Consider the following 26,788-nt stretch of genomic DNA (forward strand, 5'->3'; position numbering starts at 1 on the left):
AAAATAAAACTGTAATTTCAAGGAAGAAATATGGCTGAAGAAAAAGAAACCGAAGAATCCGCACCCGTAGAAAAAAAATCCAGTAATTTGCTGATGATTATTATCATTGTTGTTTTGATTCTTATCATAATCATAGGTGCTGTAGTTGCCTTTTTGTTAATGGGTTCAGATGAAGAAGCAGCAGTCAATAATGCTCCTCAGGCACAGGAAAGAATGGCAGATACACATACAAGCAGAAAGAGTGTATCTAGCAGTTCATTTGACAACAACAGAAAACTGAGTGATATCGGTGTCTTATATCCGCTGGACACTTTTACAGTTAACTTAAAAAGTGATTCCGGGAGAAGATATCTCAAAGCAACAATGTCTTTAGAACTTGATTCTCCCGAGCTCAGTCATGAACTTGACTCAAAAGCACCGGTACTTCGGGACAGAATTATTCGAATACTCAGTTCTAAAACTTTAGAAGAAATCTCTTCCAAAAAAGGCAAACAAAAAGTTTCACAACAAATTATGGATACACTGAACTCTATGATTACTGACGGAAAAATACAAGGTATCTATTTTACTGAATTTGTTATTCAATAATTAATGATTGGTATAGATATCATAAAAGCATCGCGTATGCAGCATCTGATGACGCGGTTCGGCGACAAAGGGCTTCGCAGATTTCTGTCAGAAGATGAGATCAGACTTGTAAAGTCCTACAAAACAGCAGCCGGATTCTGGGCTGCAAAAGAGGCATTTTCTAAAGCACTGGGAACAGGCATAGGTGCCGAATGCTCCTTTTTCGATATGAGAATTTATAAATCGGAAAAAGGCGCTCCGCTTTTTGCACTTTCAAAAAAGATCATTGAAAAATTTAAGATTACTGATGTTGCTTTATCGATTACACATGACGGAGACTATGCCATCAGTGTTGTCAATATAGAGTTTTTAAACTCACCCTCCTCCGACAAAATCAAGCAGTTCTAGTTTATCATTATCTTTTAAAACTTTTTTATCCCAGTCATTTTGCTTTACGATTTCCATGTTTACTGCCGCTGCCATAACTTTATCAACCAAATCAAGTTCTTTTAAAATTTCCAAAAGCGTTGCTCCGTCTTGAAAGACTTTACTGTTTCCATTCACTATTATTGTCATTAATATTTCCCGTTTCTATTTTTTAAGGTACCCTTTTTATAATTGTACCAACTTTACTTGAATATCAGTGTAATATTACATATTATAATTGAGAAATATATTCTGCCAAAGCTTTGATGTCTGCATCAGAAAGTTTTGTCGCCTGTCCTTTCATAACAGCTTTCATGGCTCCGCCGTATGTTCCGTCTTTATAGCCTTTGAGCGCCGTTATGATTTTTGTTTTGTCCCATCCTTTAATTATCTGAGATTTTCCTAAAGCTTTTTTCTCAGCATGTGCTCCGTGACAACTTGAACAAGCAGTAAAAAGTTTTGCACCGTCAGCTGTTTTTGTCTGGGGCACATCTTTTGTTACCTTTTCTACCACTACAAGCTTCTTTGTTTCAATGGCTTTTTGCACTGCAGCAACTTTTTGCATTGCATCATTTTGTCGGGTTTGAACAGGTTGTTTTTGGACCGTTTGTACCTCTTTCGCAACTTCTGCTGTAGCCGATACATTCTCAGATTTTTTCTCGTCACTGCATCCTGCAATCAACATTGCAAGTACAACTGATAATACTATCTTCATTTTCATATTCCTTAATTGTTTATTAGTTATTGTACAGTATAATAGCTTTAATTTAATAAAGCGATGAAAACTATGAATTTTGAACCCTATCCATTTGAAAAATTAAACAATTTACTGCAAAATATACAACCAAACAAAGGCTATTATCCCTCTGTTCTCACAATCGGCGAACCACAGTTTGAAACACCTGATTTTATACAAAAAACATTAACTGACAATACCGCACTTTTAAAAAAATATCCAAAGACCAGCGGCGAGGCGATTTTAAGAGAAGCGCAAAGAGATTTTATAGGCAAACGCTTTGGTGTCACGCTGAACGATGCACAAATCATTCCCACATTCGGCACGCGTGAAGTTCTTTTTAACTTCCCGCAGTTTTTGCTTTTTGACAAGAAAAATCCCGTTATTGCCTACACAAATCCTTTTTACCAAATATACGAAGGTGCAGCAACAGCGACACGAGCAAAAGTGATACATTTGAATTTGAGTGAAAAAAACAGCTTTAAACCAGAAATCAACGAAGAAGAGCTGGCAAAGTGTGATCTGGTTATACTTAACTTTCCAAACAATCCTACTACGGCAACGCTCACTCTTGACGAACTAGGCGAGTGGGTCAAACTCGCGCTCAAACATGATTTCGTTTTGCTCAATGATGAATGTTACAGCGAAATATATACAAACAGACCGATGCCTTCACTCCTAGAAGCCGCGTTACATGTAAACAATGACACATATAAAAATGTTTTAGTGATCAATTCCATTTCCAAGCGTTCTTCTGCACCGGGTCTTCGCTCCGGTTTTATCGCCGGTGATGCCACAATACTGGGAGAGTATATGAAGTACAGAACCTACATAGGCTGTGCCTCACCCCTTCCTCTGCAATATGCGGCAGCAGCGGCTTGGAGTGATGAAGAACATGTTGCCAAAGCAAGAGCTGTCTATCAGGAAAACTTTCGTATAGCCCAGGAGATATTGGGAACAAAAATTCCTGATGCTACATTTTACCTCTGGATACATGTCGGTGACGCGCTTGAATTTACTAAAAGATTATACAAAAACTACAATGTAAAAGTACTTCCGGGCGAATATCTCGCCCGAGAAGATGCAAAAGACGACAACCCGGGCAAAGGGTTCATTCGTATTGCACTGGTTGAGAATCCCCAAAAAACAAAAGATGCACTTGTAAGAATTAAGGAATGTTTAAATGAGCAAAGATAAAGAGTTAAAAGAAAAAATCCTCAAAGCCCAGCAAAGCGGTGACATAGCAGCACTTTATGTTTTGGAACAGCAGGCACATGACAGTTTCGATGAAGAAACACTGCAAGGTTTTTATGCAAATATTCTTGATTTGGCGCTGGAAAAGCTTACCGAAACACTCGAAGAACACAGAAAAATGGATATGAACGAAGTGCAGGATTTTGCAACCCTGCGTGCTTTGTATGAATATGCGATAGAGCACTACTCCGCCGGTAAGACAAATGATGCTGCTGCCCTCTTTGAGGTGCTCAGCGGGCTTAGCAATGACGAAAAATTTTCAAATGCTTTAAAACTGCACTGGATAGCAGCAGAGGAAAAAATTTCTTTTGATGACTTCCTTGACAGAATTGCAGATTTGGAAGCGACACAAAGAGCGGGAACTTTTTACATAAGCGAGTTTCAGCAAGAGGCACAAAAATTGCTCGACACAATGAAAGACAAAGGCATACAAGCATGAAAATACACTTCATCGGCATCGGCGGCATCGGTATCTCAGGACTTGCACAGTATATGCATTACAAAGGGCATGAAGTCAGCGGTTCTGATATCAAAGAGACTGTTATTACCAAAAAACTGCGCGCTCTTGGTTTACATGTAACCATACCTCATTCTGCGGATGCCATTACGAATCATGACCTGGTAGTACACTCTGCTATTATCCGTCCAGACAATCCAGAAATTATTGCAGCCAAAGAAAAAGGCATAGAAGTGCTTGCCCGCCGTGAAGCACTGCCTAAAATTCTGCAGGACAAAAAAGTCTACTCTGTTGCGGGAGCGCATGGAAAAAGCACAACGACGGCAATTCTCTCAGCTATTATGAGCGGTTCTGCCATTATCGGTGCAGAATCCAAAGAATTTGGCTCAAATGTCCGTTATGATGCAACAAATGATGTTATGATTTTTGAGGCTGATGAGAGCGACGGCAGTTTTATAAACTCTAACCCGCATTGTGCCATCGTCATCAATGCCGAGCCTGAACATATGGAATATTATGACTATAATTATGAAAGATTTTATGATTCGTACAAAACATTCATAGACCTTGCACCACTCAAAGTTTTAAATGCCGAAGACCCATTTTTGGCAACACTGGTCAATGAAGTTGAAGCCAAGTGGCTTTATCCCAGCAAAGAGATACAAAACATAGAGTTCGTACTCATAAACAATCAGCCCCATACCCGTTTTACCTTCCGTGATTTTGGGAGTTTTGATGTCTGGGGATTTGGCAAGCATATTGCCATTGATGCAGCCCTCGCGATACTTGCCGCACATGAATCCATGTCCATAGAAGAGATACGCAAAAATATTTTAAACTTCAAAGGTATTAAAAAACGTTTTGATATTGTCGGATTTGAGCACGACAGTGTCATCATAGATGATTACGGGCATCATCCTACAGAGATCAAAGCCACTTTTGAATCGGTCAAAGAGTATGCCATGCTCAAAGGTTTTGACAAAATTACAGCCATTTGGCAGCCGCACAAATACTCCAGAACTATTGACAATCTGGAGGAATTCATCAAATGTTTCGACGGAGCGGCCGAGCTTATCATTCTTCCGGTATGGGCAGCGGGAGAAGCACCGCGCGATATTGATTTTCAAGAAAATTTCAAACATTACAACCTTACTCTAGCGGACAAAATATCCCGCAGTAACAATACTATAAAAGTTATAAAAGACAATAAAGACTTGGAAACACTTGATAAAGGTCTCATCATCGGTTTTGGTGCAGGTGATATTACCTATCAAATCAGAGGCACACTGTAATGGCATATATATATGGCTTAATTATAGTTACCCTGCTGTTTGCAGCCCTGCATTACTTTACAGAGCTTGACAAATTGCAAAAACTTCTCATCGGAGCTGTACTGTTAGTCGTTATTCTCGGTGCTGTTGCCTACAACAAATACAATCAGGCACAAAGAGATACAATGCTCAATGCAATTATAAAATACAAACAGGGAAAAACGATTACATGTAACGGCGTCGATGTCAATGCAGACATATACTCCCTCAGTACAGGAACCTACACCTTCATAGGCAAAAAGAACACACCCCACTATGCAGAGATGATAAGTGCAGACAGTTGTGAATAAAACTGCTAAAAGTTCCCGAGTCGATACCCTCATCCACCAACTTGACTTAGTTGAACATATAGAACAGTTTAAAAGTTTTTTTTCCCGTGAACACTCTTTGTACATTGAAGGTGATCAGGAACTGCATTTTCGTTACATCAAAGAGTTGGATAAGCTGGAGTTTAAAGCCCCGCCTAAAGTAAGTGATTTTTTTGAAATCAAAGGACATCTCAAAAAACACGGTGTCTTAAATTTTGAACAGATTTTTGAGATTGTCAAAATTGTGCGCTATTTTCGTTATTTTAAAAACAGAGAACTTGAGGGCCTAATCGGAGAATGGATGGAAAAATTCATCATCCCGGAACAGTTTTTGGAAATAGAAAAATATTTCACAAATGACGGAAAATTTGAAGAAAATCTGGATGAAAACCTTTTTACGCTCAGTAAACGCATACAAGAGCACAAAAGCAACATCTCAGGCGCACTCAAAAGAATGATGTCAAGTTCAAAACTCGCCGGTTACCTTGTCGATACACAGGTTCACTTTGTAAACAATGAAGAGTGTCTGCTTGTGCGTGGCGGATTTAATCATGTCCTTAAAGGTGCCATACTTGGCAGAAGTACCGGTGGATTTTTTTATGTTGCACCCGACAGCGTACTTAAATCAAAAGAGCAGATTCGTTTTATAGAGCAAGAACGTGAAGCAATATTTTACGAATATGCCAAAGAGTTTTCAAAAAAACTCTATGAACTGCAGCCTTTTATCAACTTTATAGACAAAGAGTTTACCAAATTTGACAACTATCAGGCACGGGTACTCTTTGCAAAAAGCAAAAACCTGCAACTCGTCAAAAGCAAAAAAGATACAAAAATAGTGCTCAACAGTTTTATTCATCCTGCTTTGCATAATGCAAAACCTATCAATGTTGACTTTTCCAAAAATATTTTGATGATTACGGGTGTCAATGCCGGCGGAAAAACCATGCTTTTGAAGTCCATATTGGCAGCTTCTTTTATGGCAAAGTATATTATTCCTATGAAACTTAATGAGACAAAGTCACATATAGGCAATTTTAAAGCGATACAGGCCATTATAGATGATCCGCAAAATGTCAAAAACGACATCTCGACTTTTGCCGGGAGAATGCAGCAGTTTTCCCGTATATTTGAGTACAAATCAGCACTCATCGGAGTCGATGAGATAGAACTCGGAACAGACTCCGATGAAGCGGCGGCGCTTTTTAAGGTCATTCTCGATGATTTAATCAAACGCGGACAAAAAGTGGTTGTAACCACCCACCACAAACGCCTTGCTGCACTGATGGCGGATCGTGATGATGTGGAACTGATGGCTGCCATTTATGATGAAGAGCAGAGAAAACCGACTTATGAATTTATGCAGGGCATCATCGGGAAAAGTTACGCATTTGAGACAGCAAGCCGTTACGGCATCTCAAATACCATTGTCAATGAGGCAAAAAAAGTCTATGGCGACAACTCGGAAAAACTTTCACTCTTGATCGAGCGCGGTTCACAGCTTGAACGCGAACTCAGGCAAAAACATCAAAAAGTCGATGAAAAACTGGATGAAATTCATAAAAAAGAGCATGCCCTCAAAGAACAAAAAGAACAGCTTTTGCGTGAACTTGAAAAAGAAAAAGCAGCACTCAAGCACTCTTATGATGTTGCCATAAACGAAGCCAAAAATGCGGCAAAAGCAGGCGATGTCAAAGAGATTCACCGTGCAATGAACAAAGCAAACAAAAAACTGCCAAAACAGACACAAAAAGAGGACAAAAGAAATATAGAGTTTAAAGTCGGAGACAAAGTCAAATACCATTCCCAAAAAGGGACGATAGTCTCCATGAAAGGCAAAAACGAGGCGACCATAGAAGTGGACGGTATGCGTGTTCGCGTCAAAACAAAACATCTCAAACCTACACAAATCATCAAACAGAAACCAACAACAAACTTCAATGTGCATGTAGAGAAAAAAGCGGGGCTTAAGTGTGACTTGCACGGTTTAAGAGCCGAAGAAGCCTGTGAAGTCTTAGACAAATTTTTAAGCGACGCCCTTATCAACGGTTGGGATGAAGTCATTGTCTATCACGGCATAGGCACGGGAAAACTCTCTTATGCGGTCAAAGAGTTTTTAAAACGCCACCCGCGAGTGAAAAAATTTGAGGATGCCCCACAGCATATGGGTGGATTTGGAGCAAAGGTAGTACATCTGTAATGGCAAAATCAGTTGCAATCATCGGAGGCGGTGCAAGCGGGCTTTTGTGTGCCATCTTTTGTGCAAAAGCAGGTTTACATGTAACGCTCTACGAACAAAATACCAAACCGGCAAAAAAAATTCTCGTCTCTGGAAACGGACGCTGCAATATTACAAACAAAAATTTACATGTAAACGATTTTTTTTCTCAAAATCCGAACTTTGCAGAGTATGCCATCAGGAACTTCGGCTTTAAAGAGTTTGAAAAATTTGCCGCATCAATCGGACTGCTCTTACATGTAACGGATGACGGAAGAGCCTATCCGCTGAGCAATGAAGCCAAAAGTGTTGCCAAAATTTTTATAGAATATGCCCTGAGCCTTGGCGTTGTTTTTCATACAGAGCATAAAATTACCGATATAAAAAAACTGACAAACAGTTATGACAGTGTTGTCGTTGCCAGCGGTTCGCGTGCTGCTTCTCATTTGGGCGGCAATGCCGATGCCGAGGAGTTTGCCAAAGCCTTTGGGCACACTGTCATTGAAGCCTATCCCTCTTTGGTACAGCTGCATTTAGCATCAAATACTGCGAAAAAAATGAGCGGAGCCAAACTCAATGCCGAAGTGACTCTGCTGATTAACCATCAAAAAGAGACAACAGTAAAAGGGGATGTGCTTTTTACAAATTACGGTGTTTCCGGTTTTGCTATTTTGGATATCTCCCAGCATGCCTCACAAGCACTCTTGGAGTACGGGGCTGTAGATATTTCCATCAACCTGCTTCCTGAATTTACAGCACAAAAACTCTCTGCCCATCTCTTACATGTAAAGAAAAACATGCCTGCGTTTACTTTTTTGGATGTATTGGTCGGCTTAGTTCCCTTAAAAATAGCAAACGGTATTTTGCAGGACCTGCATCTCAACCCTGAGAGCAAAAATATAGATACAAAACTCTCCAAAAAAATAGCAAACCTGATGCTCAACTGGCGATTTGAAGTAACAGACACGCATGGATTTCGGCACGCAGAAGTCAGCGGCGGGGGCATAAATACTTTAGAAATAGACAACAAAACATTTGAATCAAAAAAACAGAAAAATCTCTACTTTATAGGAGAGTGTCTCGATGTCGTCGGCAAACGCGGCGGATACAACTTTGCTTTTGCCTGGGCAAGTGCCTATGCGGCGGCCAACGCCATAAGTGCAGATTAAAATATAAACAGATAAAATATACTTATATTAAAAAAGGTTGCTTGTATGTCCACACCGCTTATAATTCTCATAGTGCTTGCCATAGTTCTCATTCTTATGTACAACTCGCTTGTTGCCAAGAAAAATCAGGTTGAAAATATTTTTGCTTCGGTGGATACGCTTTTGAAAAAACGCTATGACCTCATACCAAATCTTGTTGCCGGTGTCAGTAAGTATATGCAGCACGAAAAATCAATCCTTGAAGATATAACAAAACTCCGTGCCCAGGCAAACAAAACAAATCTGAGCAACAAAGAGAAAATAGATTTGGACAAAAAAATGAGTTCTGCTCTTGGCTCAATTATGATTGCGGTTGAGAACTACCCTGAGCTCAAAGCAAATGAAAATATTCTGCATCTGCAACATTCGCTCAATGAAGTAGAGGCACAGATCTCGGCAGCCCGCCGTGCTTACAATCAAGCCGTTACGGATTACAACAATGCACTTGAACAGATTCCTACAAATATCATGGCAAATATGATGGGATACAAGAAAAAAGATGTTTTTGTCATCAGTGAAGACGAGAGAAAAAATGTCAATGTCAAAGAGCTGTTTTCTTAAGATATGAAAAATATCAGTGAGTTAACAGATTTTTACTATAAAACACTCTTCCCTGTTTTGCAGGAACTTGAAAATAAAAGAGAAAAACTTAAAAAAAAGATTATAAATACCGGTATTGTATATACTGTTATTATCCTGCTTTTTGCCTTTGCACTTTTAAAAAACATCCAAAACATTGAAGCCTGGATTTTTGCAGCAGTTGTGTATCTCGCTGTGGGCGGAGGCATATACAAATACCTCATCAAAGATTATACCGCCCAGTTTAAAAGCCTCATAATTGAGCCCTTGATTCAAGAGATCGATAAAAATCTCACTTATCTGCCAAATGCGCATATTGCACAAGAGAATTTTACCCGTTCAAAGATTTTTACCGCACGGCCTGACAAATTCAGCGGCAATGACTATATTCGAGGAGAAATTGATGGAATAAAAATAGAACTCTCAGATATTCATGCCCAAAAAAAACATAAAGATTCAAAAGGCAGAACAAGCTGGAGCACAATATTTCAAGGTCTTTTTATTGTTTGCGAATTTAACAAACATTTTGCATCCCAAACCGTCATTCTTCCCGACAGTGCCCAAAATACATTTGGCACGCTCATCGGCAACTGGCTGCAGGCAAACAATATGAGCCGCAGCGAACTTGTAAAAATGGACAATATTGCCTTTGAAAAAGAGTTTGTTGTCTATTCAAACGACCAAATTGAAGCACGCTATATTTTGACACATACACTTATGAGCAAACTTCTGCATTTGAAAAAAAAATCAAAACACCCTCTCTATGTCTCTTTTTTGGGAGGCAATATTTATATGGCAATAGAGTATAATAAAGATCTTTTTGAACCGTCTGTATTTCATTCACTTTTAAAGTATAAAATAGCAATGCAATATATACAAACCCTGCATTTGGCACTGGGAATTGTCGGGGAGTTACAACTTAACCAAAAACTATGGAGTAAACGATGAAAATAAAACTAACACTGGCAGCACTTTTAACCACCCTCAATTTGTATGCACTTACAATCGGGGAAGCACCAAAAAATGTAACAATAGAGGGTGAAAAAGGAGGACTGGTAACAGGAGGCGCATGGAACTCAAATATGCTTAAAAATAAAGTATTTGTCATGTTTTATGTTGATCCTGATGAAAAAGATGTCAATGAAGATTTTTCTCAGGCACTGAAGAAAAAACACTACAGAGAAAAAGGAGCGTTTGGCAGTATTGCCATTGTCAATATGGCGGCAACATGGAAACCAAACTTCGCAATCGAAGCCATCCTCAAAGGCAAACAAAAAGAATTTCCAAAAACGATCTATGTAAAGGACAAAGACAAAACTCTGGTAAAAGAGTGGAAGATAGCGGATGATGCTTCAAATATCGTCATCTTTTCAAAAGACGGCAAAGTCCTCTTTTACAAATCAGGAAAAATGAGTGAAGACGATACACAAAAAGCATTTCAAATCATTGAGGAAAACCTATAAATGGAGAATGAAACAAACATCCTTGCTCTGAGTATCAAAGACCTTTTTACAAAAAAGATGCTAATGTATTCCATCATGCCTTTTGTCATCAGTATGCTAATTTTGTATATTCTCTTTTTTATCGTTGCCGGTCTTGGTGTTGACCAGCTCACAACCATGGAGATACAAAGCACACAAACGACGATCCAAAACGGCATACCCCATACAGAGAGCTTTCAAGCCACACTCGCAGGTACAGGCATCATGAAGTTTCTTATGAGCAGTGCACTGACTTCCTGGATAGCCACTTTTCTTATCTATACCATAGGCGGATTCATGACATTGTATGCTTCTATATTTGTAGCACTGCTTGTTATCGGCTTTTTAACCCATGCTATTTTGAAAGAAATTCACTACAGGCACTATCAGGATGTAGCAATGATAGGCTATTCCAATGCAGCAGAAGGCATATTTTTAACACTGAAATGGATGTTTGTTATGATTGTCCTGTTTTTTGTATTTATTCCCCTGTATTTTATACCCGTTGTAAACATCATAGCATTTAATTTTCCGCTGTATTACTTCTTTCATAAAATGATGATCTATGATGTCTCTTCGGCAATCTGCACCAAAGAAGAAGCGATGAAAATCAGGTTTTTTCATGCCAATACACTCAGGCTCAAGACACTGGGACTCTATCTGCTCTCACTCATCCCTTTTGTTATATTTTTTGCATCTGTTTTTTATGTGATATATCTTGGACACAGTTTCTTTTTAGAAACCAGAAAGTTACGCAATGAAAGCTAATATGGCATTGTGTCCGGAATCGGTACTGTAGCACCGACTGCTGTTGCTTTCCTCCCACTCTCGGCCCACCCTAAAGGATGGGTTCCGAACAAACTGCATATTCCACGGAATCAGTACTGTAGTGCCGACTGCTGTTGCTTTCCAGCCACTCTCAGCCCACCCTAAAGGATGGGTTCCGAACAAACTGCATATTCCACGGAATCAGTATTGTAGTGCCGACTGTTGTTGCTTTCCTCCCACTCTCGGCCCACCCTAAAGGATGGGTTCCGAACAAACTGCATATTGCACGGAATCGGTACTTTAGTGCCGACTGTTTAGAATTAAAAGTACAGATTCGAAAAACTACTCTTCCTCTTTTTCTTCCTGCATTACCATTTTCCTGTAAGCTTCATCTTTTGGAACCATTCCGGCTTCATACAAAAACTGGCTTGGCACAAAGTTCTGTTTTTTAATCTTGTCGTATTTGGCATAACTCAAATAGAGTATATCTTTTGCCCGTGTGACCGCCACATAAAAAAGCCGTCGCTCTTCATCAAGACTCCCGCCCCGCTGCATCAGTTTTCTGTTTGGAAAACGCCCGTCCATCAAATCTATCACATACACTTCTTTGTATTCAAGCCCTTTGCTTGCATGCACACTCAAGAGATTAACCCCCTCTCCCTGCGTCAAGTCGGATGAACCCAAAATCATCGCATTTAAAAAACGTTCATGCTCAGAATAAGGTTTTGAGAGCTCTTCTAAAAGCAGAGTTTTTCTCTGTATTCTGCTCAGTGCTTCCGTTTTTTGTTTCTCATCAACAGAACCGTCTTTGAGTGTCGCTCTTTTAGTTGCAAGTACATCGGATATATACATGTAAAGCGATGAATTTGCAATTTTTTTCACGACTGTTTTTGGCTGTTTCACCCCTTTTAGATCACGAAAAAGCAAGTAAAAATTATGCAAAAAAGTCGCGCTCTCTTTTGTAAGTTTTGGATGTTTGAGTACCGGGTTTCTCATAAATTTTGCTTCAAATCCGAGTTTTGCATATTTTCCGACGGCACCGAGTTCTAAAAAATCATCAAAAAGACCGAGCTGATGGTTGAGTTTGCGCTTTTCAAAAGGATTTTTCATCCCCTCATCAGGCGCATAGAGTCCGTAAAAAATACTCCCCTGCCCTAAAGCTTTGAGTGCAATATAGAGCTCTTTTGCCATAGCAGAGCCAATACCCCGTGCAAATTCAAAGAGATGAATAAAAGCCATCATATCCGACTCATTCACAAGCAACGTATATAAATCAAGAATAGCCTTAATTTCACGCGAATCAAAAAAGCTTGTGCCGCCTTTTCGCTTACAGGGAATATCAAGTTCACGAAGTCCAACTTCTATACCATCAGCCGAGGAGTTGTTGCGGAAAATAACGGCTATCTCTTCTTTTGGTGTCTGCGTATCGCGAATCATGGCAGCCATGGCATGATACTGGTCAAACAGCTCATCAAATGCCAAAAGTTTTGGCGCCTGCGCATCATATATACGTGTCACTTCCAGTTTTTTCGGATAAATTCTCTCATTATGCTCAATCACCTTGTTTGCAAGAGAGAGAATAGGCACAGAAGAGCGGTAGTTTTTTGTCAGAGTATGCACAACCGCATCAGGATATTTTGTCGTAAAGGAGCCTATAATCCCGATATCAGCACCGTTAAAAGCATAAATACTCTGATCATAATCCCCCACACAAAAGAGCGAAGGCGGGTTCATCGCATCTATAAGCGTTCCCTGCAGGGCATTGGTGTCTTGATACTCATCCACCAAAACCTCTTTATATCCCAGTTCGTCATTTTTGCACATCTCTCTGAAGTTCAACAGCAAATCGTTAAAATTTAAAAAACCGTACTCTTTTTTCAGTGCTTCAAATTCATCGACTATATCGGCATATATCAGAGCAAAGAGTTCATGTTCGGGATATTTTTCTATAAGCCAATCTTCAAAATTATTTTGCAGTTCCGTATTTTGGTAAAAAGAGTACAAATCGTACAGATAATTCCCGCCGTAGGGCTGTACTTCAGCCTCTATATGCATAAAAGAGCGCTTTTCAAAGACAGAGCGAAAGAGTGTTTTGAGTTCTCTCTGCTGTTTGAGCACCACTCGTTTGTCTCTTTTTTTCAGCCATCTGTAACTGACCGCATGAAATGTTCCCGCATCAATTTTTTTGGCAACACCCGCACCGAAATACTCTGCAACACGTGCCACCATCTCTGCTGCCGCCTTGTTTGTAAAAGTCAGCAGAAGAATTTCATTTGGTGCAATGCCATTGTTTAAAAGATGTCCGATTCTGCCGACAATAGTCGAGGTTTTTCCTGTTCCGGCAGAGGCAATGATGAGATTTTTACTGTAAGGAGATGTTGCAGCGGCATACTGTTCTTCATTTAATCGGGACAACGGCATAAACAAACTCCTTGGGCAAAAATTTTAAGAGTGTGATTATACTTATTTATTGTTAAATTTATTTGGGATATGCTAAAATCATTTAAATTAAATGTTTTAAGGCAAGCCATGGAAGAAAATAAAAAAATATTAGAGATTGTTTCGAATGAGGCAAAAAACTCTATCGCACAGATTCCTGTTGTCACACCTACTATTTATGCTTCAGTTTTTTCAGACTTTGCCAAGAAAAACAATCTTGAAATAGAAGATGAGGAAAGCCTTTCAAGAAAAATTATAGAAACTGAATGTTCACGATTTACAACTTTACAAAATGAAACATCCAAAAATGTACAGGCCTTAAGTGAAAATACAAACAGGGCCATTCATGCTATTGAGAACAAAGATGAAAAAATTCTCAATCAGGTGTTGCAAGAGACGCAATATCTTCGTCAAGAAATTGAAAAACTCAAAGAATCTGTTTACAAAGATGAACTGACCCACGCATATAACAGAAAATGGCTTCATGATACTCACCTGGACCCGCTTGGCAATACTTTTGTGCATAATGGAACGCTTGCTATTATAGATCTGAACTATTTTAAACAGGTGAACGATACACATGGCCACATTATCGGTGATAAAGTTTTAATATTTTTGACAAATGAACTGAAAAAATTAAAAATTCCTGTCATACGCTACGGAGGTGATGAATTTATCATACTCTTTGGCGACAGTGTCTCCGAGGAAAAAGCAAGCTCTTTTTTAAATACAATCAGAGAAAATGTTCTTGGCAAAAAATTAAAAGCACACAACGACACCTTTCGTGTCAGTTTTTCATTTGGTGTAACCAAATTTAAAAAAAATGATCTCCTGCCACAGGTTATAGAAGTAGCTGATAAAAATATGTACAATGATAAGATAGAGATAAAAAAGAGAGTAACCGGCATATAGCAATTTCTAAGCAAATACTCACCTCTTTTTGGATATAATCGCGCAATTTTAATTTAGATAATTTAAGGCGCGCACTATGTCAGACAACAAATACAATCCACAAGAAACCGAAAACAAATATTATAAAATTTGGGAAGAAAGAAAATACTTCGAAACAGACGGAAACAAAGCCATACAAGAAGAAAATAAAAACTTCTCTATTATGATGCCACCGCCAAATGTAACAGGACGACTGCATATCGGGCATGCTCTTACCTTTACACTCCAAGACATCATTACCCGCTACAAACGCATGGACGGCTACAAAACACTTTGGCAGCCGGGAACGGACCATGCAGGAATTGCCACACAAAATGTTGTTGAAAAACAACTCTTAGAACAGGGACTCACGAAAGAAGAGATAGGACGCGAAGCATTTTTGGAAAAAGTCTGGGCATGGAAAGAAGAATCTGCCGGCATAATGACAGAACAGCTTCGTAAAATGGGTGTAAGTCCTGCCTGGGAGAGAGAGCGCTTTACCATGGATGAAGGTCTGCAAAAGTCAGTCAAAGAAGCTTTTGTCCATCTCTACAATGAAGGTTTGATTGTTCGCGGAAACTACATGGTAAACTGGTGCACACATGACGGGGCCCTCTCAGATATCGAAGTAGAACACGAAGAAGAAGATGGTAAGTTTTACCATATGCTTTACCATTTTACAGATGGCAGCGGCAGTGTTGAAGTGGCGACTACACGACCTGAAACCTATTTTGGAGATACTGCCGTCATGGTACATCCTGATGATGAAAGATACAAAGACATCATAGGAAAAGAAGTTGTTTTACCCCTTCTTGATAGAAAGATTAAAATTATTGCAGACGCTTATGTCGATATGGAGTTTGGAACAGGTGTCGTAAAAGTCACGCCTGCACATGACCAGAATGACTACGAAGTCGGAAAACGCCATGATTTGGAATTTATTACGGTTTTTGATGAAAAAGGTATTTTAAATGACTATGCCGGAGAATTCAAAGGCATGGAACGCCTTGAAGCACGAGAACCTATTGTAAAAAGACTCCAGGAAGAGGGTTATATCGTTAAGATAGAAGACCATAAACATCAGGTTGGACACTGTTACAGATGTAAAAACGTTGTAGAACCATACATATCAAAACAATGGTTTGTTCGCAAAGAAGTCGCTGACAAATCAATACAAAAAACAAATGCAGGTGAAGCAAAATTTTTCCCGCCGCACTGGATAAACTCTTATAATTCATGGATGGGTGAACTCCGTGACTGGTGTATAAGCCGTCAACTCTGGTGGGGACACCAGATTCCTGTTTTTTACTGCGGGGATTGTGACCATGAATGGGCAACAGAAAATGAACACCCGACTGAGTGTCCAAAATGTGCTTCAAAAAACATCTCTCAAGACCCTGATGTACTCGATACATGGTTTTCTTCTGCTTTGTGGCCATTCTCTACACTTGGCTGGGGTCAAGGTGATACCGAGATGGACAAGCTTTTTCAATCACAGGATATGAAAGATTTTTATCCAAACTCTTTGCTTATTACCGGTTTTGACATTCTTTTCTTCTGGGTTGCAAGAATGATGATGATGGGCGAACATTTTATAGGAGAACTGCCGTTTAACCACATCTATCTGCATGCGCTTGTGCGTGATGAACACGGTCAGAAAATGAGCAAATCAAAAGGCAATGTCATTGATCCTCTTGATATGGTCAATAAATACTCTGCTGATATATTACGCTTTACTCTTGCCATTTCTGCTGCTCAGGGACGCGATATACGAATGAGTGTTGACAAACTCGAACAAAACCGTAACTTTACAAACAAACTCTACAATGCAAGCAAATACCTGCAAATGAATGGTGATACTTTTCCTGATATGGAGAGTTTTTGTGTTGAGACCGATCTTGGTCGTTACATGATGAGCCGTTTGAATTTTGCCACAAAAGAGGTTCGTACCTATCTTGATGAGTACAAGTTTAACGATGCCGCCCTTACAATGTACCGTTTCTTATGGAATGAATTTTGTGACTGGGGTATTGAGTTGAGCAAAGCAGACAAAGCATCCATCATAGAACTTGGTGCGATTTTCAAAGAAGCCATGAAACTCCTGCATCCGTTTATGCCGTTTATCACAGAACATCTCTACCATGAACTCAGCGGCACTTCTTTGGAAAATGCTGATTCTATTATGATTAAGAAATTTCCACATAAAACAAAGCAGCGCAAAGAAGAAAAAACATTTGCCATCATTATGGATGCCATCGTCTCCATTCGCCGTGCAAAAGTTTTGGTTGACTTGGCAAATCAGAAAATCCAAAAAGCCTATGTGAAAATTGACGGTCTGAGCGAAAAAGAAAAGGCAATGATGTTGCCTTTTATCGCAAAACTTGCAAAAGTGGAAGATGTAGAATTTACCGATACAAAAATAGAAAATGCGGTCAGTGACATCGCAGACAGCTGCGAAACTTTCATTCCGACAGATTCTATTGATTTGACGCCGATTATCAACAAACTGACAAAACAGGATGAAAAACTCCAAAAAGAGATAGGCAAACTGAGCGGGATGCTGAACAATGAACGCTTTGTTGCGAATGCTCCGGCAGATGTTTTGGCAAAGAATCGTGAAGCACTCAAAGAAGCAGAAGCCAAACGTGAAAAAGTTTTAGCACAATTAGATTCACTAAAGGCATAATTTGTTTGATATAAGAAAATACACTTCTCCAAATATAAAAAACGATATTTTATCAGGTCTTGTTGTTGCAGTGGCACTGGTACCTGAAGCTATTGCTTTTAGCTTTATAGCAGGTGTCAGTCCTATTGTAGGGTTGTATACTGCTTTTATCTTAGGTGTTATTACTGCACTTATCGGCGGAAAACCGGGAATGATCAGTGGAGCTACCGGCAGCGTCGCTGTTGTTATAGTCGGGCTTGTTATAGAAGCAAACCTAAAACTCACAGCCCAGGGGTTTAGCGGAGATGAGCTCTACTTCCATATGCTCCACTATGTTTTGCTGGCAACCATCATAGCAGGACTTATTCAGGTTGCTGTAGGAGTGCTGAAATTTGGAAAATTTATCCGTCTTGTTCCCCAACCTGCTTTGTATGGTTTTGTAAACGGTCTGGCAATCGTTATTGCCATGGCACAGTTTAAATTCTTTGAGGGACAGGGTTTAAATATGTATGTTATCGTAGCCATTACCATGTTTATAATGTACTTCTTGCCAAAATATACAAAGGCTGTTCCCTCAGGACTTGTTGCCATCGTCCTTTTAACACTTGTGGTGTATTTTACTCATTTAGACACACTCACAGTCGGAGCATTGGCCGATTTGTCAGAGTTTAAAGGGAAACTGCCGCATCTCATTATTCCCGATACGCTTTTTAGTATGGATGCCATTGTCATGGTTCTTCCTTATGCTGTTATTATGGCTCTTGTCGGTCTTATAGAATCACTCTTGACACTTGCAGTTTTAGATGAAATGAGTGGGACAAGAGGCAGTGGAAACCAGGAGTGTATCGCTTTGGGAACCGGAAATATCGCCTGTGGATTTTTTGGAGGCATGGCGGGATGTGCAATGATCGGGCAGAGTATCATCAACTATACATCAGGCGGTCTCGGACGGCTTTCCTCTTTTACGGCAGCCGTCGGACTTTTGATCTTGGTCATCTCTTTAACAGATGTTTTAAATGCCATTCCAGTCGGTGTTCTTGTGGGTATTATGTTTATGGTGAGTATAGGAACATTTGAGTGGTCGAGCTTCTCACATCTCAAACATATGCCTCGTGCCGATGTTTTTGTAATGGTCGTTGTGACAATTATAACAGTTGTAGAAGATTTGGCTGTTGCAGTCATAGCCGGTGTTATCATCTCTGCACTTGTATTTGCATGGAAGCATGCGCGCATCTGGGCAAAAACACATACAGAAGCAGACGGAACAAAAGTATATGAACTTGAAGGTCCGCTCTTTTTTGCAAGTGCTACAACTTTTTCAGATAATTTTGACATTCCAAATGATCCGCCAAAAGTTGTCATTGATTTTAAAAATGCGAGAGTATTGGATTTTTCCGGTGTCGAAGCCATAGATTCTCTCGTAAAAAAATACGAAGATGCCGGCAAAAATCTTCTTTTGCGCCATTTAAGTGATGACTGTAAAAAAATCATGAAAAAAGCCGGACCGCATTGCAGTTATGAAGAAGATGATCCGACATACAAGGTTGCTATTAATTATTAAATTGTGTTTCAATGTGAAACATGATTTTAACTTTTAACATTTTCAATACATGTAACGATATCTTTTAATCTATATCAGCATATCATTAAATATGAATTTAAAATCTTTGCAGATAAAAATTATCCTTATTTTTTCTCTTCCTGCCATTGCATTACTTTACTTTTCCTATTCTTTGGTAAATGAAAACTATATCAAATATAAGAACAGTACTTCCTATGCATTCTCTGCAAAACAAACAAAAATTCTCAGTAAACTCATTCATAATTTACAACTTGAAAGAGGATTGAGTGCAGGGTACCTTGTTTCAAAAGATGAAATAATCCGAAAAAATCTGGAAAAACAGTATAAGCATACAGACAGTGCCTATCAGGATCTGATTCATTTTTCAAATGCATATCAGTATCTTAAAAAGCAGTTTCATTCTATTACGGCAGTGAGAAGAAAAGTTCTTAAAACACAAATCAGCTTTTGGGATGAAATGCAATATTATAATACCCTCAATAAAGAGCTGCTTCAGGCTATTACTGCACTGATGCATAATTTAGAATCAAAATCATATAACGGCAAAGCCCTTATTGAACTTCAAAAACTTAAAGAGTATGTGGGACAGGAAAGAGCGTATGTTTATAACCAGATACTCGCTCCCAAAAAAAATGAAAAGTATATACATTATATTCATCTCCTGCAGGAAAAAGAGAAAAAGCTCCAGACTATTTTTTACATATGTGCTTCAAAAAACACACAAAATATTTTCAAACAACTCATACAAAAAGAGACTGTACAAAAAACAGCTGCCTTACGAACAATGTTTTTTCAGGATAAACTCTCATCCAAAGAAGATGCAAAAATATGGTTTCAGACTGCTTCACAATACATTACACAACTTTACAATGTGTCAAGCCACATTCTCAATACCATTGTAACAGATGCCCTGCAGACACAAAAAGATATAAAACGGGTTTTTACATATACAATTATCTTCTGGATTCTCTCTTTTATCTCTTTTTTTCTCCTCCTCTATTATATTAACGCTCTAATCAGAAAAGAGGACAAACTTCTTGCAAAAATACGTATAGCTTCCCATACATTCGACTCACACGAGGCTATAGTCATTACTGACAAAAACGGTGTTGTACTTGAAGTCAATAAATCTTTTACCAGAATTACAGGATATAAAGCAAATGAGATTATAGGACAAACCACAAAGCTGCTAAAATCGGGCAAACACAGTAAAGAATTTTATGCCAACATGTGGCATCAACTCCTTTCATCCGGACAATGGAAAGGTGATATTTACAACAAACGTAAAAACGGTGAAATTTATCCTGAAAGACTCTCCATTACTGCTATTAAAGATAAAAACGGTGAAATTATTAATTTTATTGCACAGTTTTATGATATTTCAGACTTAAGAAATGCACAGGAAGAGGCTCAATATCAGGCAAATCATGATTTTCTCACAGGACTCATGAATAGAAAAGCTTTATTGCAAAGACTCCATGAAGAGAATGCAAAGGCAATCAGACATAGCTTTATTCATGCTTTTTTATTTATAGACTTGGATAATTTCAAACAGGTCAATGACACCTATGGCCACCATGTCGGAGATGAACTTCTCATTCAAGTCTCACACAGAATGAGAAGCATCTTAAGAGAAGAAGATATTCTTGCAAGAATCAGCGGTGACGAGTTTGCAATCATTTTAGTAAATATAGCAGAGACAAAAGAGGCCGCCAAAGAGTATGCACAAAAAAAATGCCACTCTATCATAGAAGCCCTCTCTCGTACATTTGTCATTGAAGGAAATGAAATTCACATTGGTGCAAGTATAGGCATTAAAATCTTTCCCGATGAAAAACACAACATAGAAAATATTATGAATGATGCCGACAAAGCCATGTATGTTGCCAAAAAAAACGGAAAAAACAGTTGTTCGATTTACAGTGAGATTTGAATCCTATTTTACATAAACAAAGCTTTCGGGTATGACAGATCTGTACTTGGGGATACTTTGTCCCAAAGAAGCATTTATATATGTCGGATCCGCTACAACATACCTTTGTCCTGATACCTGTACACTCTCCCCTGCCATCGGTACATGTAAAGCAGTACTCATGTGATCTTTATACTGAACACCCACAATACCAATACCAAACAAATCTTTCACCAAACGGGCATACAATACAGCTCTGTCCTCGCAATCTGATTTTTTATAATAAAGTGTTTCCTCTGCAAACATAACTTTTTCTCTGCCAAACTGTTCCTGATCACGCTCATATATAAAAGCTTTTTGTACAAAATGCAGTACAAAATCCAAAGCTTCACTTGCTTTTTTGTTCTCAGTATATTTCTTGATATCCCCTGCTATGTCTTTATATGTCTCATACTCCAAAGGTGCATTGAAAAAAACTTTATATTCCACCTGAGGATATGTTTTCATAAAATCTATGAGATTTTGGTTATACCGATAAGAAAAAGTGTAAACTTTTCCATGTTCTTTAAAAGAAACAGTTTTTGTTTGGATTTTTTTTGCAAGTACAGGAAGTGTTTTTAACGTAAAATCAAGTGCTTTTGTTGCATCAGGATAATCATTTTTATACGTATAGACTTTTGCAATATTTTCTTTGTTATATTTAGAAATGACATAAAATTTTCTATTGTCCAGTGTATAGTTTGGTGTAGAGTAGATCTTGCCTTTGACGCTGTGAAGTAAAACTATATGTTTGTCTGCACCCAAAGCTACACGGACTCTGTAGCCAAGCTTATTCAACAAAAACCAGCTCAATAATTTTTCATTATCCGGTGTAGAAAAAAGAGTATAGGAGAGTCTGTTTATTAAAAGATAAACTCCCCAGTCATTGAGATGCATCTCTTTACATGTACTCTCAATCCCGTACAAAAGGCTGTCGTAATCACTTGTCGCCACAACACTGAAAAAATTCTCAATCCCCTTTTGTGTTCTGGGATAAAAGTTGGCGTTTTTTATTTTTTTATCAACATCAAATCCCAAAGATGTTCCAAAAAACTCAAAAACTGTATTGTCAGCTTTTATTTTTTTTTCCTGAGGAGCGGATTTTTTCTCAGCAAAAGGTTTTATCTTTATCACTAAATTCGGACCGACACTTCGAACTTTTTTTTGATGCAATGCCGGCACAGTCTTTGGTTTTTTCTTTTTATATAAGGGTGTTGAGATATACGCACTGTATTCTTCCCACTGCTGCTGAAGATATTTGTTGAATTCGCTGTCTTTTTTATCTTTAAAGCTGTTAAAAGATCCCGTCTGCACCTTTTTAAACTCCGCAAAACTCCCTGCATATACAGAAGTTAAAAAAAGTGCTGTAACAAAACTAAAACGGCCAAATTGATTGAACAATTTTCGTCCCCCATCCCTGTTTTGTAGCACGATCCATATCTCCCTCCGTTTTATATAATATTTTTGCATCACTGATTTGTGTAGAGTTGATTCTGTTGTATTGATCAATATCATATGGACGGATCACACCGCTTAACTGAATTATCTGCTTCTGGTCATCTATCAGAATCTCTCTTTTTCCAGAAATATAATAATTTCCGTTTTTTAAAATTTTTACAATTCTTGCCGAAATAGTTGTTGTAAAGCTTGCATCCTTTGTTGCACTTCCGGATCCCTTATAACTACTGTTTGATGTAGAGTTAAAACCTACATTCGTAAATCCGTTCAAGTCTGCTACTTTGGAGTTTACAGCAGAATTGAGACCTGTACTTGAAAACAACCCCCCTCCAAGAGCACTTGTATCAGCCTCTTGCAGCTGCTTTGTACCGGTATTTGAACTTTGTGCAGTTTCTGAAATAACTACAGTTACAATATCACTGACATGCATAGCCTTGTGATCAGAAAAAAGAGGATTTTCTCCCTGTCCGAATATACTGCCAGTCGAGGCAAAATCCTGCTGTTCTTCTTTGGCAGGCATCTGTTCAACATAGGCAGGCGGTTCAAAATTTATCTCGGGATCAGTTAAGTTTGCTGTACATCCGTTAAACAACACCACAACACAGAGAAATACAAAAGCAGTCAATTTTATTTTTTTCATCAAGAAAGTCCCTTAATTTTGTTATAATACTAGCAATTACAGTTCCATAAACAATAAACAAGGATTTTAGCAATGTCATTACGAGAAACAATCAACCAAGATGTAAAAAATGCCATGAAAGCAAAAGATACAAAAAAAAGAGATGCGCTTCGCCTCCTTACCAGTGCTTTTAAACAGATAGAGGTAGATGAACGAAAAGAGCTTAGTGATGAAGATGTCATAAAAATTATTCAGACACAGGTCAAACGCAGAAATGACGCGGCAAGCCAGTACAAAGAAGCAGGCCGTGAAGATTTAATGCAAATAGAACTTGATGAAATCGCCTACTATGAAGTTTATCTGCCAAAACAGCTCAGTGATGAAGAACTGCAAAATGAAATCAAAACCATCATTGAAAAAACAGGTGCTTCAAGCATGAAAGAGATGGGAAAAGTTATGGGCATGGCAAGCAAAGAATTAGCCGGACGTGCCGATGGAAAACGCATCAGTGATGCAGTCAAAAAAGCCTTGGCTTAAATCTTACCAGTCATCCAGGACGAAGCCCTTTGGCTCGTCATTTTCTACTTCTTTTACTTCAATATTTGTATTTATTTCAGGTGCAACAACTTTTTTTACTTCTGTTTTTTTCATCTGCTCTTCAAACTGCAACTCAAGCCCTTTACTCGTCATTATAAAGCCGTTTACATGTAACTTGCCGTCATGAATTTGTTTATGATGCTCTTTGCACAAAGGCACAAGATTATGTTTGTTGTCTTTGTGAAAATGCCCTATAAAACCTGCATCATCAGCCAGTGATTTTTGCGATATATGATGCACATCTTCTGCCACCGCACCGCAGATAACACATTTGGTCACATAAAGCTCTTTGTTGTACTTGGATTTTTTCTTTTTCACAAGCAGTTCAAGCTCGTCATAGTCATTGGCAAGACGTTTTCTGATGGCATTGGCATTTTCCAAAAATTCATTGTCCATATGGAGCGATTTGGCAAATTCCAGTCCGTATATACTGCTGCCGCTTCCGGCTTGAAGCACACGGTTAAATATCAGTGTATCTCTCTTCTCATCATACTCCACACTCAGGTGCAAATCGACAACATTGTCAAGCGAAGTAATTTCATCCATCGTCGAGAGCTGATGCAGGTGTGTTGCAAACAAAAACAGACATCGAGTATGCGAGAGCTTTTGTATGGCTGCAGCGACAATGGCAACGCCCGAGAGCGTTTCTGTTCCGTGGCTTATTTCATCTCCCAAAACAAGCGATTTCACGGTTGAGCGGTTGAAAATATTTTTAAGTTCAAGCATTTCCACTGCAAAGGTAGAGAGTCCCTTTGCCAGATTATCCTTAGAAACTATGCGTGTAAAGAGAGAATCAAAAATACTGAATTTCATCACCGCAGCACTCACAAAAAAACCTGACTGTGCCATCAATACCGCAATGCCGATACTCTTCATCAAAGAGGATTTTCCGCTGGAGTTTATACCGTATAAAAGGACTCCGTTAATGTCATGCCCGTCATGCACAGCCACATCAAGCATCACCGTTTTTGGATGAGGCAGATCCATATAGTCACGATTTCCCATCACGATATCATTGGGAACATAGAGCCCTCCCCGCTCCTGTACTTCTATCAAAGGATGGCGCAGTTGCATAATCTGCATAAAATTTTCATCCTCTTTAGCTTCAACTATCATCGGTCTTGAATGTTTGTACTCCTGAGCCACTTTTGAAGAACTCACTCCCACGTCCAGATCAGCCACATAGCTGATAACTCTGTCAAAAAGAAGTGAATAGCGTCGCTCAAAAAGTGCCTGAAGCTGGATATAGCGCTCTTTTACCAAAACAACAATTTTTCGGCGGTTTTTCATGATATTGTCAGAAAGTTTGTCAGTAAAAGCAGAGGTGATTTTGACATTGTTTGTCAGTTTTTTTACACTGAAATCTGCAAAATCTTCCCGCTTTTTGAATTCACTCTCAATCAAAGAGAATCTGTTTTTGCTCAAAGAGATGTAATAGCCCTCTTTTTCCAAAAGTCCCAAAGTTACCATTTTTGTCGAACTTCCTGCATTGACACTTGTCAGAAGTGCTTCGATTTTCAAAATTATATCTTCAAAAGCAAGCATCATTACACTGTTTTCTTTGACCAAAGTATCTATTGCCTCATCCACACCGCTCATCAAAAAGTTTTCATCTACCGTGGCATTGGTAAAACGCCGTGATATATCCAAATCTATCGTTTTAGTTATATCACGTAAGAACTCTTCCACTTCACTCTCATGAAAAGGCGTTTTTTGAATCTTATGTTTTTTGACATAGAGCATCAACTCTTTGACACTTACCATAGAGTCATACATATGATTCATCTCAAAAGGATGCAGTCTGCCAAGACTTAAACGGCGAGAAAGTCGCTCAAGGTCATAAACACCCCGCATCATTTCATCCAAATACCTTACATGTGAAGCAACCCGTTCTATAAGGTTATAGCGACGTTCAAGTTCGTCTTCTTCCATTATCGGATTTAAAAGACGCTCTTTTAAGAGTCTTTTTCCTATAGCCGTTGCACTCTTGTCAAGCATTTTTAAAAGTGTAAACTCTTTTTTGTCTTTGGAAATTATCCCCATCTGCTCCAGTGCATTGTTGCCCAGATACATAAAACGGCGATTGTCTATAAGACGGGGCATCGCCATCTTCTGCACTATATGATAATCATGTTCTATCACAAAATTGATGAGAATTGCCAAGGCTTCGGTAATCATAGGGGAGCGTTCCAAATCCAGATGCTCTATAGGAGAGAGCAGTGAACGAATCTGATATACCTCTTTAAAAAGTTCATTTTGAAACTCTATTTTTGCCCGTTTGTTGTTCACAGAATAGTGATAATGTTCGGGGATCTCCAGATACTGCATCACATGACGCTGGTCATCAATCCCGTCTAAAAAAGTCACAACAATTTCACTCGTTCTGTAAACATTTAAAAGATTAAAAATCTCATCAAGTGCATAAGCAGGATCTTCACTTGTCCCGTGTGTCTCATACAGCCATGTTTTCCCCGTGGTTACGTCAATGGCAGCATACCCTACCGTATAAATATCACGAAACTTGTCAATCAAAACAGAAACAATGTAATTGTCATCATTGTCAATAATATGTTCAAAATTGGTACCGGGTGAGACAATTTGAGAAATATAACGACTAATCTTAGGAGGATTTCCCTTTTGCTTGACAACTATAACCGTATACTTCTGCTCCTGAATCAAACGGTTTAAGTAACGTTCAAACGAAACAGCAGGCACACCGGCGAGCAAAGGATTCTTTTCAGAATTTTCAATAATTTTTTTATTTTTTTTCGTAAGCTGTATATTTAAAAGTTCCGCTATCTCTTTGGCTTTTCCAATCTGTTCTTCATCATTATTGACTTCATACACTTCAAAAAAAGTACCGATTTCCATAAAAACAACTGTATCATTCCCATACTTCTGCTCAAAAAACCGTTGTAAATCAAAATATATCTGCGTTAAAAGTTTTTCTTTATTGTTTAATATTTTACTGACATCTGATGACTGCATGGAACTCTTTTTTACTAAGCTTTATTTAGAATATGATTATATCATAAGAAGGATTTAAAAAGCGGTGAAGAGGTGTCAAGCGCAATCCAAAAATGTACCAAAGTACAATATATCACGACAGAGTTAAGAAACAGGCAGTTTACGCTTATACTGCTTATTTTAACTCCGCCGTTGACATCACACTTACAATTTGTGAGACCGTTCAAAATTCCATAAGTTCAAATCATAA

General features: G+C 38.7%; 23 protein-coding genes. 17 read left to right on the forward strand and 6 right to left on the reverse strand.

The genetic code is table 11. From position 1 onward, the window contains the following. The first annotated feature begins 30 nt into the window (after nt 1–30). Nucleotides 31–588 carry a flagellar basal body-associated protein FliL gene (gene fliL / locus MLC52_RS07745; RefSeq protein ID WP_151900080.1) on the forward strand — a complete coding sequence of 186 codons (558 nt, stop codon included), beginning with the start codon at nt 31–33 and terminating at the stop codon, nt 586–588. 3 nt (nt 589–591) lie between these two features. Continuing rightward, nucleotides 592–975 carry a holo-ACP synthase gene (gene acpS / locus MLC52_RS07750; RefSeq protein ID WP_434579924.1) on the forward strand — a complete coding sequence of 128 codons (384 nt, stop codon included), beginning with the start codon at nt 592–594 and terminating at the stop codon, nt 973–975. Here the strand turns inward: acpS and thiS are convergent. Together thiS and MLC52_RS07760 are read right to left on the reverse strand one after the other, a co-directional pair. Next, the gene (gene thiS / locus MLC52_RS07755) at nt 943–1,143 is read right to left on the reverse strand and encodes a sulfur carrier protein ThiS (RefSeq protein ID WP_151900078.1); all 201 of its coding nucleotides are present in this window, start codon (nt 1,141–1,143) and stop codon (nt 943–945) included. The two genes, acpS and thiS, sit on opposite strands and share 33 nt — an antisense overlap. Before the next feature lie 82 nt (nt 1,144–1,225). Continuing rightward, entirely contained in the window at nt 1,226–1,708 is a 483-nt protein-coding gene (locus MLC52_RS07760; RefSeq protein WP_434579926.1) for a c-type cytochrome, read from the reverse strand. A gap of 72 nt (nt 1,709–1,780) precedes the next feature. Here MLC52_RS07760 and MLC52_RS07765 point away from each other — a divergent pair, with 72 nt between their 5' ends. From MLC52_RS07765 to MLC52_RS07810, 10 genes are read left to right on the forward strand one after another with little or no spacing between them, the layout of a single operon-like run. Further along, on the forward strand, nt 1,781–2,926 hold the full coding sequence (locus MLC52_RS07765; protein WP_434581631.1) for a succinyldiaminopimelate transaminase: 1,146 nt from the start codon (nt 1,781–1,783) through the stop codon (nt 2,924–2,926). After that, complete coding sequence (locus MLC52_RS07770; protein ID WP_434579927.1) at nt 2,913–3,422, forward strand: hypothetical protein; 510 nt, start codon at nt 2,913–2,915, stop codon at nt 3,420–3,422. Before MLC52_RS07765 ends, MLC52_RS07770 begins: the two co-directional genes overlap by 14 nt. Continuing rightward, nucleotides 3,419–4,732 carry a UDP-N-acetylmuramate--L-alanine ligase gene (murC, locus tag MLC52_RS07775; protein WP_434579928.1) on the forward strand — a complete coding sequence of 438 codons (1,314 nt, stop codon included), beginning with the start codon at nt 3,419–3,421 and terminating at the stop codon, nt 4,730–4,732. The genes MLC52_RS07770 and murC overlap by 4 nt, the downstream gene beginning before the upstream one ends. Beyond that, the gene (locus MLC52_RS07780; protein WP_434579930.1) at nt 4,732–5,061 is read left to right on the forward strand and encodes a hypothetical protein; all 330 of its coding nucleotides are present in this window, start codon (nt 4,732–4,734) and stop codon (nt 5,059–5,061) included. The genes murC and MLC52_RS07780 overlap by 1 nt, the downstream gene beginning before the upstream one ends. After that, complete coding sequence (locus MLC52_RS07785) at nt 5,054–7,276, forward strand: endonuclease MutS2 (protein WP_346388913.1); 2,223 nt, start codon at nt 5,054–5,056, stop codon at nt 7,274–7,276. Before MLC52_RS07780 ends, MLC52_RS07785 begins: the two co-directional genes overlap by 8 nt. Further along, a complete protein-coding gene (locus MLC52_RS07790; protein WP_434579931.1) occupies nt 7,276–8,463 on the forward strand; it encodes an NAD(P)/FAD-dependent oxidoreductase in 1,188 nt (395 codons plus the stop codon). Before MLC52_RS07785 ends, MLC52_RS07790 begins: the two co-directional genes overlap by 1 nt. A gap of 45 nt (nt 8,464–8,508) precedes the next feature. Next, a complete protein-coding gene (locus MLC52_RS07795; RefSeq protein WP_418640449.1) occupies nt 8,509–9,063 on the forward strand; it encodes a LemA family protein in 555 nt (184 codons plus the stop codon). Between the two features lie 3 nt (nt 9,064–9,066). Beyond that, nucleotides 9,067–10,029, forward strand: coding sequence for a DUF3137 domain-containing protein (locus MLC52_RS07800; RefSeq protein ID WP_434579933.1), 963 nt, complete (start codon nt 9,067–9,069; stop codon nt 10,027–10,029). Continuing rightward, on the forward strand, nt 10,026–10,544 hold the full coding sequence (locus MLC52_RS07805) for a YtfJ family protein (protein ID WP_434579935.1): 519 nt from the start codon (nt 10,026–10,028) through the stop codon (nt 10,542–10,544). Before MLC52_RS07800 ends, MLC52_RS07805 begins: the two co-directional genes overlap by 4 nt. Beyond that, a complete protein-coding gene (locus tag MLC52_RS07810; RefSeq protein WP_434579937.1) occupies nt 10,545–11,330 on the forward strand; it encodes an EI24 domain-containing protein in 786 nt (261 codons plus the stop codon). A gap of 342 nt (nt 11,331–11,672) precedes the next feature. On the opposite strand, the gene MLC52_RS07815 is transcribed toward MLC52_RS07810, so the two are convergent. Continuing rightward, nucleotides 11,673–13,751 (reverse strand): ATP-dependent helicase, encoded by a 2,079-nt coding sequence (locus tag MLC52_RS07815; RefSeq protein WP_434579939.1) that lies wholly within the window; start codon nt 13,749–13,751, stop codon nt 11,673–11,675. Nucleotides 13,752–13,859: 108 nt separating this feature from the next. On the opposite strand from MLC52_RS07815, the gene MLC52_RS07820 reads away from it, so the two are divergent. The 4 genes from MLC52_RS07820 (at nt 13,860) to MLC52_RS07835 (ending at nt 20,879) form a co-directional block, all read left to right on the forward strand. Next, nucleotides 13,860–14,681 carry a GGDEF domain-containing protein gene (locus MLC52_RS07820; RefSeq protein ID WP_151900068.1) on the forward strand — a complete coding sequence of 274 codons (822 nt, stop codon included), beginning with the start codon at nt 13,860–13,862 and terminating at the stop codon, nt 14,679–14,681. A gap of 76 nt (nt 14,682–14,757) precedes the next feature. Continuing rightward, on the forward strand, nt 14,758–17,385 hold the full coding sequence (locus MLC52_RS07825; RefSeq protein WP_434579941.1) for a valine--tRNA ligase: 2,628 nt from the start codon (nt 14,758–14,760) through the stop codon (nt 17,383–17,385). 1 nt (nt 17,386) lies between these two features. Continuing rightward, nucleotides 17,387–18,925, forward strand: coding sequence for a SulP family inorganic anion transporter (locus tag MLC52_RS07830; RefSeq protein ID WP_346388921.1), 1,539 nt, complete (start codon nt 17,387–17,389; stop codon nt 18,923–18,925). A gap of 91 nt (nt 18,926–19,016) precedes the next feature. Continuing rightward, nucleotides 19,017–20,879, forward strand: coding sequence for a diguanylate cyclase domain-containing protein (locus MLC52_RS07835; RefSeq protein WP_434579943.1), 1,863 nt, complete (start codon nt 19,017–19,019; stop codon nt 20,877–20,879). A 3-nt stretch (nt 20,880–20,882) separates the two neighbouring features. Here MLC52_RS07835 and MLC52_RS07840 read toward each other — a convergent pair whose 3' ends face one another. After that, nucleotides 20,883–22,298 (reverse strand): hypothetical protein, encoded by a 1,416-nt coding sequence (locus MLC52_RS07840; RefSeq protein ID WP_434579944.1) that lies wholly within the window; start codon nt 22,296–22,298, stop codon nt 20,883–20,885. Continuing rightward, on the reverse strand, nt 22,273–22,995 hold the full coding sequence (gene flgH / locus MLC52_RS07845; RefSeq protein WP_151900064.1) for a flagellar basal body L-ring protein FlgH: 723 nt from the start codon (nt 22,993–22,995) through the stop codon (nt 22,273–22,275). Before flgH ends, MLC52_RS07840 begins: the two co-directional genes overlap by 26 nt. A gap of 72 nt (nt 22,996–23,067) precedes the next feature. Here flgH and MLC52_RS07850 point away from each other — a divergent pair, with 72 nt between their 5' ends. Beyond that, nucleotides 23,068–23,511, forward strand: a complete 444-nt coding sequence (locus tag MLC52_RS07850; protein WP_346388924.1) for a GatB/YqeY domain-containing protein — start codon at nt 23,068–23,070, stop codon at nt 23,509–23,511. A gap of 3 nt (nt 23,512–23,514) precedes the next feature. Here the strand turns inward: MLC52_RS07850 and MLC52_RS07855 are convergent, their stop codons facing one another. Beyond that, nucleotides 23,515–26,559, reverse strand: coding sequence for a MutS-related protein (locus tag MLC52_RS07855; protein ID WP_434579946.1), 3,045 nt, complete (start codon nt 26,557–26,559; stop codon nt 23,515–23,517). Between the last annotated feature and the right edge of the window lie 229 nt (nt 26,560–26,788).

Origin of the sequence: Sulfurimonas sp. NW15 (assembly GCF_051132285.1) — a bacterium.
Classification (GTDB): domain Bacteria; phylum Campylobacterota; class Campylobacteria; order Campylobacterales; family Sulfurimonadaceae; genus Sulfurimonas; species Sulfurimonas hydrogeniphila.

Bases quoted from the DNA above. Each gene is read 5' to 3' on its own strand.
- fliL (WP_151900080.1), top strand. From the start codon at position 31: ATGGCTGAAGAAAAAGAAACCGAAGAATCCGCACCCGTAGAAAAAAAA.
- acpS (WP_434579924.1), top strand. From the start codon at position 592: ATGATTGGTATAGATATCATAAAAGCATCGCGTATGCAGCATCTGATG.
- thiS (WP_151900078.1), bottom strand. From the start codon at position 1,143: ATGACAATAATAGTGAATGGAAACAGTAAAGTCTTTCAAGACGGAGCA.
- MLC52_RS07760 (WP_434579926.1), bottom strand. From the start codon at position 1,708: ATGAAGATAGTATTATCAGTTGTACTTGCAATGTTGATTGCAGGATGC.
- MLC52_RS07765 (WP_434581631.1), top strand. From the start codon at position 1,781: ATGAATTTTGAACCCTATCCATTTGAAAAATTAAACAATTTACTGCAA.
- MLC52_RS07770 (WP_434579927.1), top strand. From the start codon at position 2,913: ATGAGCAAAGATAAAGAGTTAAAAGAAAAAATCCTCAAAGCCCAGCAA.
- murC (WP_434579928.1), top strand. From the start codon at position 3,419: ATGAAAATACACTTCATCGGCATCGGCGGCATCGGTATCTCAGGACTT.
- MLC52_RS07780 (WP_434579930.1), top strand. From the start codon at position 4,732: ATGGCATATATATATGGCTTAATTATAGTTACCCTGCTGTTTGCAGCC.
- MLC52_RS07790 (WP_434579931.1), top strand. From the start codon at position 7,276: ATGGCAAAATCAGTTGCAATCATCGGAGGCGGTGCAAGCGGGCTTTTG.
- MLC52_RS07795 (WP_418640449.1), top strand. From the start codon at position 8,509: ATGTCCACACCGCTTATAATTCTCATAGTGCTTGCCATAGTTCTCATT.
- MLC52_RS07800 (WP_434579933.1), top strand. From the start codon at position 9,067: ATGAAAAATATCAGTGAGTTAACAGATTTTTACTATAAAACACTCTTC.
- MLC52_RS07805 (WP_434579935.1), top strand. From the start codon at position 10,026: ATGAAAATAAAACTAACACTGGCAGCACTTTTAACCACCCTCAATTTG.
- MLC52_RS07810 (WP_434579937.1), top strand. From the start codon at position 10,545: ATGGAGAATGAAACAAACATCCTTGCTCTGAGTATCAAAGACCTTTTT.
- MLC52_RS07815 (WP_434579939.1), bottom strand. From the start codon at position 13,751: ATGCCGTTGTCCCGATTAAATGAAGAACAGTATGCCGCTGCAACATCT.
- MLC52_RS07820 (WP_151900068.1), top strand. From the start codon at position 13,860: ATGGAAGAAAATAAAAAAATATTAGAGATTGTTTCGAATGAGGCAAAA.
- MLC52_RS07825 (WP_434579941.1), top strand. From the start codon at position 14,758: ATGTCAGACAACAAATACAATCCACAAGAAACCGAAAACAAATATTAT.
- MLC52_RS07835 (WP_434579943.1), top strand. From the start codon at position 19,017: ATGAATTTAAAATCTTTGCAGATAAAAATTATCCTTATTTTTTCTCTT.
- flgH (WP_151900064.1), bottom strand. From the start codon at position 22,995: ATGAAAAAAATAAAATTGACTGCTTTTGTATTTCTCTGTGTTGTGGTG.
- MLC52_RS07850 (WP_346388924.1), top strand. From the start codon at position 23,068: ATGTCATTACGAGAAACAATCAACCAAGATGTAAAAAATGCCATGAAA.
- MLC52_RS07855 (WP_434579946.1), bottom strand. From the start codon at position 26,559: ATGCAGTCATCAGATGTCAGTAAAATATTAAACAATAAAGAAAAACTT.